The 13965-nt window shown below is 63.3% G+C and carries 11 protein-coding genes and 1 pseudogene; all 12 read right to left on the bottom strand.

Translation table 11 applies throughout. The features are described 5' to 3' along the window. Positions 1 to 387 precede the first annotated feature (387 nt). Positions 388 to 600: pseudogene (locus H620_RS27925) on the bottom strand (methyl-accepting chemotaxis protein); the annotation flags it as partial. Positions 601 to 1678: 1078 nt separating this feature from the next. Beyond that, positions 1679 to 2971 carry an adenylosuccinate synthase gene (locus H620_RS0120785; RefSeq protein WP_023378472.1) on the bottom strand — a complete coding sequence of 431 codons (1293 nt, stop codon included), beginning with the start codon at positions 2969 to 2971 and terminating at the stop codon, positions 1679 to 1681. A gap of 55 nt (positions 2972 to 3026) precedes the next feature. After that, positions 3027 to 4214 (bottom strand): ATP phosphoribosyltransferase regulatory subunit, encoded by a 1188-nt coding sequence (locus H620_RS0120780; protein ID WP_023378471.1) that lies wholly within the window; start codon positions 4212 to 4214, stop codon positions 3027 to 3029. A 301-nt stretch (positions 4215 to 4515) separates the two neighbouring features. Continuing rightward, positions 4516 to 5385: a protease modulator HflC gene (gene hflC, locus H620_RS0120775; RefSeq protein ID WP_023378470.1), complete on the bottom strand. Its 870-nt coding sequence runs from the start codon at positions 5383 to 5385 to the stop codon at positions 4516 to 4518. Next, positions 5385 to 6557, bottom strand: a complete 1173-nt coding sequence (gene hflK, locus H620_RS0120770) for an FtsH protease activity modulator HflK (RefSeq protein ID WP_023378469.1) — start codon at positions 6555 to 6557, stop codon at positions 5385 to 5387. Before hflK ends, hflC begins: the two co-directional genes overlap by 1 nt. Before the next feature lie 96 nt (positions 6558 to 6653). Continuing rightward, complete coding sequence (gene hflX, locus H620_RS0120765; protein ID WP_023378468.1) at positions 6654 to 7955, bottom strand: ribosome rescue GTPase HflX; 1302 nt, start codon at positions 7953 to 7955, stop codon at positions 6654 to 6656. Between the two features lie 12 nt (positions 7956 to 7967). Next, positions 7968 to 8228 (bottom strand): RNA chaperone Hfq, encoded by a 261-nt coding sequence (hfq, locus tag H620_RS0120760; RefSeq protein ID WP_003258160.1) that lies wholly within the window; start codon positions 8226 to 8228, stop codon positions 7968 to 7970. Positions 8229 to 8322: 94 nt separating this feature from the next. After that, positions 8323 to 9294, bottom strand: a complete 972-nt coding sequence (gene miaA, locus H620_RS0120755; RefSeq protein WP_027907965.1) for a tRNA (adenosine(37)-N6)-dimethylallyltransferase MiaA — start codon at positions 9292 to 9294, stop codon at positions 8323 to 8325. A gap of 1 nt (position 9295) precedes the next feature. After that, entirely contained in the window at positions 9296 to 11203 is a 1908-nt protein-coding gene (gene mutL, locus H620_RS0120750) for a DNA mismatch repair endonuclease MutL (RefSeq protein WP_023378466.1), read from the bottom strand. After that, entirely contained in the window at positions 11200 to 12627 is a 1428-nt protein-coding gene (locus H620_RS0120745) for an N-acetylmuramoyl-L-alanine amidase (protein WP_023378465.1), read from the bottom strand. The genes mutL and H620_RS0120745 overlap by 4 nt, the downstream gene beginning before the upstream one ends. An 11-nt stretch (positions 12628 to 12638) precedes the next feature. Beyond that, on the bottom strand, positions 12639 to 13112 hold the full coding sequence (tsaE, locus tag H620_RS0120740) for a tRNA (adenosine(37)-N6)-threonylcarbamoyltransferase complex ATPase subunit type 1 TsaE (protein WP_023378464.1): 474 nt from the start codon (positions 13110 to 13112) through the stop codon (positions 12639 to 12641). Next, complete coding sequence (locus H620_RS0120735) at positions 13100 to 13960, bottom strand: NAD(P)H-hydrate dehydratase (RefSeq protein WP_023378463.1); 861 nt, start codon at positions 13958 to 13960, stop codon at positions 13100 to 13102. The genes tsaE and H620_RS0120735 overlap by 13 nt, the downstream gene beginning before the upstream one ends. Between the last annotated feature and the right edge of the window lie 5 nt (positions 13961 to 13965).

The following is a 13965-nucleotide window of genomic DNA, read 5'->3' as shown; positions in this document are numbered from 1 at the left end:
CTCGCTCTGCTTGGCCAACCGCTCGATCACCTGGGAGCCGGTATCGACCTGGCCGGCAAGGTTTTCGATCAGCCCCGCCAGTTGCGAGGAGGTGCGACTGTTCTCATCCGTGGCCTGGCGAATGTCCACCACCTGTTGCAGCGCTGCCTGCATTGCGTGGCTTTCCGCCTGGGCTTCGTCTGCCATGCTGGAAAGGTCGCGCAGGCTGGCCGCAACCTCGTCACGCTGCAAGGCTGCGGCGGCATCGGCACCCGCGTTGCGTTGGGCCATGGCGCCGATCTCCACACCGGTACGCTGCGCGACCTCCCCGGCCTCGCGAACGATGGGCTGCAATTTGTCGACGAAGCGGTTCACCGCCGAGGCCATGTCGCCGATCTCATCACGGCTGTCGAGAGGGACGCGCTTGGTCAGGTCGCCTTCACCGGCCGCCAGGTCATTGAGCGCTGCGATCAGCAGGCGCAGCTTGCTGAGTACCCGGCGACCCAACACCAGCGCCACCACCAGCAGAACCCCCAGACCAACGAGCACCAGGCCCAGGCCAATGCGCCAGCGCAACTCGGCCGCCGCCTCGCGCACGGTATGCGCCGTGTTGGCCTGCATGGCCGTGGCGCTGTTCTGGGCGGTTTCCAGCCGCTCGCGCAGGGTCTTTCCGCTGTCGGCGGCCGCAGCACCGAGGCTGTCGCCCACCAGTTGCTCGCCACTGGCAATCAGGGCCGCAAAGCGCTGGTCGAGGGCCTTCAGCTCCTGGTCGACCCCAGCGGTGGAGACGCCCATCAGCACTTTGCCGATTTCCGCGCCGTTGGGGTTGATCGATGCCTGGACGAAATACACCGACGGGTCGCGACGGGCAGCATCGAGCACCTTGTCCAAGGCTCGCTCACCCTGCCCTTTCTCCATCAGGGCCTGGTTGATGGGGTTTTGTCGATTGAGGTAACGCGTCAGGTGCTGGCCCTGGGCGTCGTCGTAGATCACGAACAATACGTTGGGATTGCGCTGGGCCCGTCGGGCGAAGTCCGAAAGCATCGGCACATCGTTGTCCCAGATGGCGCGCGGTGCCACCGAGGCCAGCAGTTCGGCCATGTCGTTGGCGGAGTCCTTGAGGTTCTTTTCCAGAGTGGCGCGCAGTTGTTGCTGCTCGCTTTGCAACCGCTCGGACAATCCAGCGCTCAGACGCTGACGGGTGCTGCTCGAAAGGCTTTCAAGGCCGGAACGAACGTCCTGGCCGGCTTGCTCCAGTTCGGCACCCAGTTTCCTGCTGTCAGCCCCCAGCCGTTCCCCAAGATCGGCTTCCAAGGCTGTAACGGTGCTCCGGGTCAGCGCAACGGCAACCAGCACCTGCACCAAAAGAGCGATACCAAGGGCAACAAACACAGGCCGCAAGAGGCGGCTTCGTAACAGTGAGAGGATGGCAGACACGGTGTAACCCTCGTGTTTTCTGGCGCCATTATTCTGATGGCATCTACAGAAGCTTCTTACAGCAAGGGTTGTGCCGGGGGCAGCAGGGATATACGCCAAGGTCCAGCAAGGGATTGTCCAGGCCGACACTTTCGCGGGTTTCTGGAACCATGGAGATTCAGTAAGAGCGGGTTCGCCCGCGCCAGGGCCTGCGCAGCCCCCCTGAACGAAAACGCCGCGGTCCCTCTCAGGACCGCGGCGTTCGATCAGCCAGGAAGGCAGATCAGGCGAACGGGTGACGCAGCACGATGGTCTCGTTGCGGTCCGGGCCAGTGGAGATGATATCGATCGGCGCGCCAATCAGCTCCTCGATGCGCTTGATGTAGTTGCGCGCCGCTTGTGGCAGCTCTTCCAGGGTCTTCACGCCCAAGGTCGATTCGCTCCAGCCTGGCATCTCTTCGTACACCGGCTCCAGGCCGATGTAGCTGTCGGCATCGGACGGTGCGTCGATGACGGCGCCATTCTCGTTCTTGTAGCCAACGCAGATGTTGATGGTTTCCAGGCCATCCAGTACGTCCAGCTTGGTCAGGCAGATGCCCGAAATGCTGTTGACGTCGATGGCGCGACGCAGGATGACGGCATCGAACCAGCCGCAACGACGGGCACGGCCGGTGGTGGAACCGAACTCATGGCCACGCTTGGCCAGGGTGGCGCCGGTTTCGTCGAACAGCTCGGTCGGGAACGGACCGGAACCGACACGGGTGGTGTAGGCCTTGGTGATACCCAGGATGTAGTCCAGGTACATCGGGCCAACGCCGGAACCGGTGGAGATACCGCCAGCGGTGGTGTTGGAGCTGGTGACGTACGGGTAAGTGCCGTGGTCGATGTCCAGCAGCGAACCTTGGGCACCTTCGAACATGATGTCCTTGCCGGCGCGACGCAGGTTGTGCAGTTCGGCGGTCACGTCGAGCATCATCGGCTTGAGCTGCTCGGCGTAGGCCATGCACTCGTCCAGGGTCTGCTGGAAGTCGATGGCCGGCTCTTTGTAGTAGTTCACCAGCTGGAAGTTGTGGTAGTCCAGCAGCTCACCGAGCTTGGCGGCGAAACGCTCACGGTGGAACAGGTCACCGACGCGCAGGCCGCGACGGGCGACTTTGTCTTCGTACGCTGGGCCGATACCACGACCGGTAGTGCCGATCTTGGCTTCGCCACGGGCTTTTTCGCGAGCCTGGTCCAGGGCCACGTGGTACGACAGGATCAGCGGGGCAGCCGGGCTGATACGCAGGCGCTCGCGCACTGGCACGCCCTTCTCTTCCAGCTTGGTGATCTCACGCATCAGGGCATCCGGAGCAACGACGACGCCGTTGCCGATCAGGCACTGAACGCCTTCACGCAGGATACCGGAAGGGATCAGGTGCAAAACGGTTTTCTCACCGTTGATCACCAGGGTGTGGCCCGCGTTGTGACCGCCCTGGTAGCGCACTACGGCGGCAGCATGTTCGGTCAGCAGATCGACGATCTTGCCTTTGCCCTCATCACCCCACTGGGTGCCCAGGACGACGACATTCTTACCCATAACACTTGTCCTCATTCACGCAAACTTGGTTGCCGGCCATCGCCGACGAAGAATCTCACTGGGTCAGCGGCAGTACCTGCCAGCGCCCGTCTTGCTGAATCAATTGCCGATCACAATCCGCCTCGAGAGCAGCACTCAACGGCTGGCCAGGCAGGGCCTGGACCACACGCTGGCCCTCGTTGCGCAACTGGCAGACCTGCTGCCAGAGGGCCGCGTCGCCACTGTCGGGCATCCAGATGCCGCCAGTTGGCAATACGACCTCCGCTCGCCCCAGTGTGACCAGGGTCTTCAAATCCGTGGAGAAACCGGTGGCAGGGCGTGCCCGGCCAAAATCGGCGCCGATGTCGTCGTAACGGCCGCCCTGGGCGATCGATTGACCCTCGCCAGGCACGAACACCGCGAACACCACGCCAGTGTGATAGTGGTAACCGCGCAACTCGCCAAGGTCGAAGTACAGCGGCAAGTCCGGGTAGCGCGACGCCAGGCGATCGGCGATCGCCAGCAGATCATCCAGCGCCGCCAGCACGCTGGCCGGGGCACGGCCCAGGCGCACGCGGGCTTCGGCCAGTACTTCGCGACCACCGCACAGCTCGACCAGGGCACGCAGCATGTTGCCCAGGTCTTTCGGCAAGTCGGCGGTGAGCGCCTGCACTTCATCGACCGCCTTGCGCTGCAGCGCATCGAACAGCTGCTGCTCGACCGCACCGGACAGGCCGGCGGCTCGGGCCAGACCTCGGTAAATACCGACGTGGCCAAGGTCCATGTGTACATCCGGCACATCGGCCAGTTGCAGCGTGGCGAGCATCAGGCTGATGACCTCGACATCACTGGTGGGGCTGGCATCACCGTACAGCTCGGCGCCCAGCTGGATCGGGCTGCGCGAAGTGGACAGGGCACGCGGCTGGGCATGCAGCACGCTGCCGGCGTAGCACAGGCGGCTCGGGCCCTCACGGCGCAGGGTGTGGGCGTCGATGCGCGCTACCTGCGGGGTGAAGTCGGCGCGGAAGCCCATCAGGCGGCCAGACTGCGGGTCGACCACTTTGAAGGTGCGCTGATCCAGGTCCTGGCCGGCGCCGGTCAACAGCGACTCCAGGTACTCGATATGTGGGGTGACGACCAGTTCGTAGCCCCAACTCTGGAACAGGTCCAACACCTGGCGACGCGCGATCTCGATGCGCGCAGCCTCAGGTGGCAGTACTTCCTCGATGCCATCTGGCAGCAGCCAGCGGTCTACCGTTGCCATTACGCCATTTCCCCTCTGGTCCGGGCGGCCTGCCTGTGGCTAGCCGTCAGTGAAGCAGGTATTGGCGCACAGTAGCGGGCAGCACCGATCCCGGCGCAACCACCGTAGCCAATACCCTCGAATTGCCTTGCGTCCTGACCAAACCGTCAACTGGCCTTCGACCAATCAACCTTGCAGACGCAAAAAAGCCGGGAAATTTCCCGGCTGCCGCATCATACACCCCTTTTCATTCAGGATGCACCCCGACTGGTGTTTTAGCTGCCAGGCGGGGTGGTTTCTGGTCCGATAAGGGGTCAGATCATCATGGCTTGCTCTTGTCCAGGAAGCGGAAGAACTCGTTCTTCGGATCCAGGACCAGCACGTCGCTCTTGCTGGAGAAGCTCTCGCGGTACGCCTGCAGGCTACGGTAGAACGCATAGAAATCGGCGTCCTGGGTGTAGGCCTTGGCGTAGATGGCTGCCGCCTGGGCATCGCCATCACCTCGGGTCTCTTCAGCTTCGCGATAGGCTTCAGCCAGCAGTACACGGCGCTGACGGTCGGCATCGGCGCGAATACCTTCGGCCAATTCGTTACCTTTGGCGCGGTGTTCACGGGCTTCACGCTCACGCTCGGTGCTCATGCGGTCGAACACGCTGCGGTTGACTTCCTTCGGCAGGTCGATGGCCTTGACGCGGACGTCGATGACTTCGATACCCAGCTCCTTGCTGGCCATGCGGTTCAGCGAGGCGGTGATGTCAGCCATCAACGCATCGCGCTCACCGGAGACCACTTCGTGCAGAGTGCGCTTACCGAACTGGTCACGCAGGCCGCTCTCCAGGCGACGCGACAGACGCTCGTCGGCGATCTGCTTCATGCCGGACGTGGCCGTGTAGAAGCGCTCGGCATCCTTGACGCGCCACTTGGCGTAGGCGTCGACCATCACCGCCTTCTTCTCCAGGGTCAGGAAGCGCTGGGTCGGAGCGTCGAGGGTCATCAGGCGGGCGTCGAACTTGCGCACCTGGTTCACATACGGAATCTTCACGTGCAGACCAGGCTGGACATCCGCCTGGACCACCTTACCGAAGCGCAGCAGTACCGCACGTTCGGTCTGAGACACGATGTAGAAGCTGTTCCAGGCCACGATGGCCAGCACCACAGCGGCGATCAGGGCGATCAGCGATTTATTGCTCATCAGCGGCTCTCCCTAGTGCGCGGCGGCTGTTGCTGTTGCATGTCCTGCACCGCACGCGACGCGGCATCGTTGACCGAGGCAGGCACGCTGCCGACCGGTGCGGCAGCATTGCGGCTGCCCTCGACCATCTTGTCCAACGGCAGGTAGAGCAGGTTGTTCTGCCCATCCTTGGTTGCCACCATGACCTTGCTCGAGTTGCTGTACACCTCTTGCATGGTTTCCAGGTACAGACGTTGACGGGTGACGTCAGGTGCCTTGCGGTACTCGGCGACCAGCTTGGTGAAGCGGTCGGCTTCACCCTTGGCGCGGGCGATCACTTCGTCGCGATAGCCGTTGGCATCCTCGATGATGCGCTGAGCCTGACCACGGGCTTCCGGCACCACGCCGTTGGCGTAGGACTCAGCCTGGTTGCGGGCACGTTGCTCGTCCTCGCGGGCACGGATCACGTCGTCGAAGGCTTCCTGCACTTCACGCGGGGCTGCCGCGCTCTGTACGTTGACCTGGGTAACGGTGATACCGGTACGGTAGGTGTCGAGGAAGCGCTGCAGGCGTTCGCGGATATCCACGGCCATCTGCTCACGACCTTCGGTCAGCACCTGGTCCATGGAGGTGGAGCCCACCACATGGCGCAGGGCACTTTCGGTCGCGTGCTGCAGGCTCACCTCAGGCTGGTCGACGTTGAGCACGAAGTCCTGCAGGTTGCTGATCTTGTACTGGACGGTCAGCGGCACCTCGACGATGTTCTCGTCTTCGGTCAGCATCTGGCCCTGCTTGGTATAGGCACGCTCACGCGTGACGTTTTCCATGAACTTGCGATCGATGGGCGGGAAGTAGATGTTCAGGCCGGGACCGACCGTTTCATAGTACTTGCCGAAGCGCAGCACGACGGCCTGCTCCTGCTCGTCGACCACGTACACGGCGCTGTACAGCCAGATGGCCGCCAGTACTGCCAGGCCTATGCCCAGCAGGCCCAGGCCTCCACCTTTGCCGACGTTGCGGTCACCACCGCGTTTCTTGCCACTGCCGAACATGCCGTTCAGGCTGTCCTGCAGCTTGCGGAAGGCCTCGTCCAGATCCGGCGGACCTTTCTTGTCGCCACCACCGCCGCCACCGCGACGGCCGCCCCAGGGATCCTGATTGTTCGAGTTGCCACCCGGCTCGTTCCAAGCCATAGCGCTCTCCATCTGATAAAGCAAAGACGCGCCCACGGCGCGCCGTCCAATGCTACAGAATGCCTGCCACTGCTGCCCGACGACCTCACCGGGCATTTATTGCAAAGTGTGTTGCTCGACAAACACTTGCGGCTCCATGCCTTCGCGGCTGACCAGGCGATTCAACTCGACCTTGGACAGCCGGATACTCAGCAGGCTGCGCCCTTCTTCGTCATGCTCTTCACTTTGCACGGCACCCAGGGCGAAGAATTGCGCACGCAAGCGGGCAAAACGTTGCTCCAGGCAAAGGGTACCGACAAACAGATCATCCCCCAGCAACTCGGCAATCGCCTGGCCAACCAGCTCCAGACCACGCCCATCACGAGCCGACACCCAGACCCGCTGCGGCTTGCCATCGGCATCGCGCTGGATCTGCGGCTCGACATCTTCGAGCAGGTCGAGTTTGTTATAGACCTCGAGGATCGGCAAGCCTTCGGCACCGATCTCGCCCAGAACCGCCAGCACCTGCTCGATCTGCTCCATGCGCTCTGGCTCATGGGCATCGATTACATGCAACAGCAGGTCGGAGTTGCTCGACTCTTCGAGCGTAGCCCGAAATGCCTCGACCAGCTTGTGCGGCAAATGACGAATGAAGCCCACGGTATCGGCCAGCACGATCGGCCCAAGGTCGTCCAGTTCAAGACGGCGCAAGGTCGGGTCGAGGGTGGCGAACAGTTGGTCGGCAGCATAGACCTCGGAAGCGGTCAGGGCGTTGAACAAGGTGGATTTGCCGGCGTTGGTGTAACCCACCAGCGACACCGACGGGATTTCCGCGCGCTTGCGGCCACGGCGGGCCTGCTCGCGCTGGCTGCGCACCTTCTCCAGCCGCGCCTTGATCTGACGCAGGCGAACCCGCAACAGGCGGCGGTCGGTTTCCAGCTGGGTTTCACCCGGACCGCGAAGGCCGATACCCCCTTTCTGTCGTTCGAGGTGGGTCCAGCCGCGCACCAGTCGCGTGCTCATGTGCTCGAGCTGGGCCAGTTCGACCTGCAGCTTCCCTTCATGGGTACGCGCCCGTTGGGCGAAGATATCGAGGATCAGCCCGGTACGGTCAAGCACGCGACACTCGAAGACTCGCTCGAGGTTGCGCTCCTGACTGGGCGTGAGGGTGTGATTGAAAATCACCAGGTCTACCTGCTCGGCTTTGACCAGGTCGCGCAATTCCTCGACCTTACCGCTGCCAATCAGGTATTTGGCTGTGGGCTGGTGCCTTGCCACTGTAACCAGCGAAACGATATCCGCTCCGGCCGACAGCGCCAGCTCCTGAAACTCCTGCGGGTCTTCGCGCGCCTCAGGGTTCTGACCTTCCAAGTGAACGAGCAGTGCCCGCTCACCACCACCGTGGCGCTCAAAGAACAATGCAGGCTCCTATCAGGCGTTGCCTGGCTCGCTGTCGCCGTGTTCGGAATCGGACGGGCTTGGCAGGCGAACCGGACGGGCTGGAACCACGGTCGAAATGGCGTGCTTGTAGACCATCTGGCTGACGGTGTTCTTCAGCAGTACCACGAACTGGTCGAAAGATTCGATCGAGCCCTGCAGCTTGATACCGTTTACCAGGTAGATGGAAACCGGGACCTTTTCTTTTCTCAAGGTGTTCAAGTAAGGGTCTTGTAGCGAATGCCCTTTTGACATATGCCGCACTCCTGTAAGGATCAATAGTAGAAAATCAGAAAAATCAATAAATTCTGCCGCCCCATCGCAAGAATAGACGGCAATGAGCAGGGACTCAGCTCAATATGGAGACGGTCTCCAGGTATTTCAAGGTGCGGGACAGATTGTCGCAGGCCAGGCTGTCGAGCCAATGGACATCGTTCCAGCCTCGCAACCAGGTGAACTGCCGCTTGGCCAGCTGCCTGGTGGCAATGATACCGCGTTCGCGCATCTCATTCTCAGTCAGCTGGCCATCGAGGTAATCCCAGACCTGCCGATACCCCACTGCCCGTATAGACGGCAGTCCGGCGTGCAAGTCACTTCTGGCTCGCAGCGATCGGACCTCGTCGACGAAGCCCTGTTCCAGCATCTGCGAAAATCGTAGCGCAATTCGCCGATGCAAAATGTGACGATCTGTAGGAGCTATCGCCAAACTCGCGACAGTATAGGGCAAATGCCCGCCCGCGCCTGCGTCTGCGGCGCGACTTTCCGCGTATTGACGCTGGCGATGTGCCGTCATTGTCTCGCCACTGACTCGGTAAACCTCCAGGGCGCGAATCAGCCGCTGAGGGTCATTGGGGTGAATACGCGCTGCCGATTCCGGGTCGACCTCGGCCAATTGGCGGTGCAATTGGCCGAGGCCCTGTTCGTTGGCCAAGGCTTCGAGTTCTGCGCGTACCGCGGTGTCCGAGGCGGGCATATCAGCCAACCCTTCGACCAAGGCCTTGTAGTAGAGCATGGTGCCACCGACCAGCAGTGGGATCTTGCCGCGCGCGGTAATCTCGGCCATGGCCTCCAGGGCATCACGACAGAAATGCGCCGCCGAATAGCTTTCAGCCGGATCGAGAATATCGATAAGCCGGTGCGGATGGGCGGCCAACACCTCTTTGGAAGGCTTGGCGGTACCAATGTCCATGCCGCGATAGACCAGCGCCGAATCGACGCTGATCAGTTCGCACGGCAGCACCTTGGTCAGCTCGATGGCGAGGTCGGTCTTGCCGGCCGCTGTCGGGCCCATGAGAAAAATCGCTGGAGGCTTGCCGCTCATGTCATCGACCGCGCAGGAAAAGTTTGTCCAGGTCGTCCAGGCCCATCTGGGTCCAGGTGGGTCGGCCATGGTTGCACTGCCCGCTGCGCTCGGTGTTTTCCATGTCGCGCAGCAGGGCGTTCATCTCTGGGATGGCCAGGCGCCGGTTGGCGCGCACCGCGCCGTGGCAGGCCATGGTGCCCAGCAGTTCGTTCAGGTGCGCCTGGATACGGTCGCTGGTGCCATACTCCATCAGGTCAGCGAGCACGTCCTGCACCAGACGGTTGGCCTCGGCCTGCTTGAGCAGTGCCGGAATCTGCCTGATCGCCAGGGTCTCGGGGCCCAGGCGCTGCAATTCGAAACCCAGTCGCTGGAACCATTGGGCGTGCTCTTCGGCGCAGTCGGCTTCTCGCTGGCTCAAGGCCAGCGTCTCAGGCACGAGCAACGGCTGGCCACTGAGCCCCTCGCTGGCCATGGCCACCTTGAGGCGTTCATACATGATCCGCTCATGGGCGGCGTGCATGTCCACCAACACTAGGCCGATCGCGTTCTCGGCGAGGATGTAAATGCCCTTCAACTGCGCCAGGGCGTAACCGAGGGGCGGAATGTCACCCTTGCCCTCAGGCAGCGATACTGGCGCGCCGGTGGTGCCGCCCAACGGCGCGTAGAACTCGCGATAGACCGCTTGCGCCTCGGCAGCCGGTACCGGCTGGGACGGGCGCGGCGTATACGAGTACTGGTAACCGGCACCGTTACCGCCACTGCCAGTACTGGAATAGGAACGCGGCTCGGCCTGGGGCTGCTCGAGCACTGGCGAGGCCAGGCGCATTTCGCCCTGCGGGCCGAACTCTCCCGCCTGCAGACCACTGGGACGGACGATTTCCGCCGCAGGGGCCGGTGCCGCCAGCTGGTCTTCCGGACGCACATCGGCCAAGGCCCGGTGCAAGGTGCCGTACAGGAAGTCGTGCACCATGCGCCCTTCGCGGAACCGCACTTCGTGCTTGGTCGGGTGCACGTTGACGTCGACGCCGTTGGGCTCCAGCTCCAGGAACAGCACGAAGGTCGGGTGCCGGCCATTGAACAGCACGTCGCGGTAGGCTTGGCGCACCGCGTGGGCGACCAGCTTGTCGCGCACCGCGCGGCCATTGACGAAGAAGTACTGCAAGTCGGCCTGGCTGCGCGAGAACGTGGGCAGTCCGACCCAACCCCACAGACGCAAACCGTTGCGCTCGACGTCGATCGGCAGTGCCTGCTCCAGGAACCCCGGCCCACAAATGGCGCCGACCCGTCGCGCCCGCGCAACCTCGTCGTGGGCCTCGTGCAGGCTGAGGATGCTCTTGCCGTTGTGGCGCAGGTGGAAACCCACGTCGAATCGCGCCAGCGCAAGGCGTCGGATGACTTCCTGCAGATGATCGAATTCGGTTTTCTCGGCCTTGAGGAACTTACGTCGGGCCGGGGTATTGAAGAACAGGTCGCGCACCTCTACCGAAGTGCCGACCGGGTGCGCGGCAGGCTGTACGCGCGGGGTCATGTCCCGCCCCTCGGTTTCGACCTGCCAGGCTTCGGTGGCATCGGCAGTGCGCGAGGTAAGGGTCAGCCGCGCCACCGAACTGATCGACGCCAGTGCCTCGCCACGGAAACCGAGGCTCAATACACCTTCAAGGTCTTCCAGTTCGCGGATCTTGCTGGTGGCGTGTCGAGCCAGGGCCAGCGGCAGGTCGTCGGCGGAGATACCGCCACCGTCGTCGCGGACCCGCAGCAACTTGACCCCGCCCTGCTCCACTTCGACATCGATGCGACGTGCGCCCGAGTCAAGGCTGTTTTCCAGCAGTTCCTTGGCCACCGAAGCAGGGCGCTCGACCACCTCGCCCGCAGCGATCTGGTTGGCCAGCCGCGGGCTGAGCAGCTGGATGCGCGAGCCCCCACTCATTGCTGAGAGGCCAGGGTGGTGGCGGGGATATCGAGGTGCTGGCCGACCTTCAGCTCATCGCTCTTGAGGCTGTTGCTGCTGCGCAGGCTGGCCACGCTGACCTGGTAGCGCACGGCGATCATCGCCAATGTTTCGCCGGGACGCACGGTATGTTCACGCGGGCCCTGGGCGATCTTGCCACTGTCGCGCAGCCAGGCGATGTAGGTGCCAGGTGGCGGGTTCTGCTGGAAGTACTGGCGTACGCCGGTATGGATCGAGCGCGCCAGGGCTTGCTGGTGGCTGGCGGTGGCCAGTTTGGCAGCTTCGTTGTTGTTGGAGATGAACCCGGTTTCCACGAGGATCGACGGGATATCAGGTGACTTCAACACCATGAACCCGGCCTGCTCGACCCGCTGTTTGTGCAGGGAAGTGACCCGTCCCATGTTGCCCAGCACCTTCTGGCCGACATTGAGACTCGAGCTGAGCGTGGCGGTCATCGACAGGTCGAGCAGCACTCCGGCCAGCATGCGGTCCTTGTCGTCCAGACTGACGTTGCCCGCACCACCGATCAGGTCGGAGCGGTTTTCCGTGTCCGCCAGCCAGCGGGCAGTCTCGGAAGTGGCACCTCGATCGGACAACGCGAACACCGAGGCACCGAAGGCGGCACGGGACGGCGCGGCATCGGCGTGGATAGAAATGAACAGGTCTGCGCCTTTCTTACGGGCAATCTCGGTGCGTTTACGCAGCGGAATGAAGTAGTCGCCGGTGCGGGTCAGCTCGGCGCGGTAGCCCTTCTCGGTATTGATCTGGCGCTGCAGCTCCTTGGCGATCTGCAGCACGATGTCTTTCTCGTGCTGACCACGCGAACCCGAAGCCCCCGGGTCTTCGCCACCGTGGCCGGCGTCGATGGCAACCACGATATCGCGCTTGCCACTGGGCACCGGCGGCAACTTGATGGCCGGCTGGGCTGGGGTTACTGGGACCGCAGGGGTGGTCGCAGGCGCCTGTGCTGGCGGCGCGGCTGGCGTGCTGGCAGCAACGGCATCGGCTTCCTGGTCGTACAGGTCGACCACCAGGCGGTTGCCATACTGGGCATTGGGCGCCAGGGTGAAGCTCTTTGGCGTGACCGACTTCTTCAGGTCGACCACCACGCGCAGGTCGGTGGGGGTCCGCTGGGCGGAACGCACGCTGCTGATCGGCGTATTGGACGTGGAGACGTTCAGCGGCGCGGCCAAGGTCGCACCGTTGATGTCGATGACCAGGCGATCCGGAGCGCTCAAGGTGAAGACGCTGTGCTGCACGGGGCCAGACAGGTCGAAGACCAGCCGCGTGTTGTCCGGCGCGCGCCACAGGCGCATGCTCTTGACTTGTGTGACGGCCAGAGCGTCAACGGTCACCGCTGTCAGCAGCAGCCCTACCACGGCGACCAGTGCGCGTATGCGCATACCTACCCCACTTACTGTTTATAGTCTTTGGCCAGTGCCAGGCACCATGCCTCGCCGCGAGCCCCCTGCGGCGACAGGTTCAGCGAGCGTCCGCCCGCTTGGGGGCTTATGGTAATGGTCAGGTCAGGCTTTGGCAAAACGCCCGCACCCTTTTGTGGCCACTCGAACAGACACAACGGGTCACCTTCGAAATAGTCACGAATCCCCATGAACTCGAGCTCTTCAGGATCGACCAGGCGGTAAAGGTCGAAATGGAAGGCGCGCACATCACCGATTTCGTAGGGCTCGACCACGGTGAACGTGGGGCTTTTCACTGCGCCCGTATGGCCCAGGCCGCGAATCAGGCCCCGCGACAGCGTGGTCTTGCCCGCGCCCAGGTCGCCTTCGAGAAAGATCACGCCGTGACCGCCGGTCACTCCAGCCAGCTTCGCACCAAAGGCGACCATGGCCTCTTCATCGGCCAGAAAAAGGGTTATGCCTGACACGCAGAATGCTCCTCCAACAACTCACGAATGACCGGCGCCAGATCACTGGCCGCCAAGCCTCTACCTTCGACGCCCAGACGCTCACCCGCGCAAGCATGCAGCCATACGCCGAGGCAGGCTGCACGCCAAGCATCCTGCCCCTGGGCCAGCAATGCCCCCAGCACGCCGGTCAACACATCGCCGAGGCCTGCTCCGGCCATCGCCGGATGACCACGCTCACACAATGCCAACCGCCCTGATGGGTCGGCTACCAGTGAGCCCGCCCCCTTGAGCACGCACACACTGGCATAGCGGCGAGCCAGCTTACGCGCCGCCCCAGGTCGATCCGCCTGCACCGCCTCGGTGGAAATACCCAGCAGACGCGCAGCCTCACCAGGGTGTGGGGTAAGGATGCTCCCGCTGGGCAAGGCCAAAGGCGTGCGTGCCAGCAGATTCAGGGCATCGGCATCCCACACCTGAGGTTGATCGGCATTGGCTACCGCAGACAGCAGGCTGCGTCCCCAGGCAGCCTGCCCGAGGCCTGGGCCGACAACCAGCACCGACGCCCGCTCCAGCACGCTCACCAGTTGGTTCGCCGAACTCACCCCAAGGCACATCACCTCGGGCAGCCGAGCCAGGCCCGCTGCAACGTGCTCGGGACGGGTGGCCACACTGACCAGCCCGGCACCACAGCGCAATGCCGCCTCGGCACTGAGCAACACGGCGCCCCCGGTGCCGAGGTCGCCGCCCACCACCAGCACGTGGCCAAAATCGCCTTTGTGAGCCTGTGCAGAACGTGCAGGCAGGCCCGCGACGGTCTCGCGGTCGAGTCGCAGCGGGGCATTGCCGGGTTGTTTGGTCTGGGGCATGGGGT

Source organism: Pseudomonas taiwanensis DSM 21245 (genome assembly GCF_000425785.1).
Taxonomy (GTDB): domain Bacteria; phylum Pseudomonadota; class Gammaproteobacteria; order Pseudomonadales; family Pseudomonadaceae; genus Aquipseudomonas; species Aquipseudomonas taiwanensis.
This window is presented reverse-complemented; position numbering and strand designations above follow the sequence as displayed.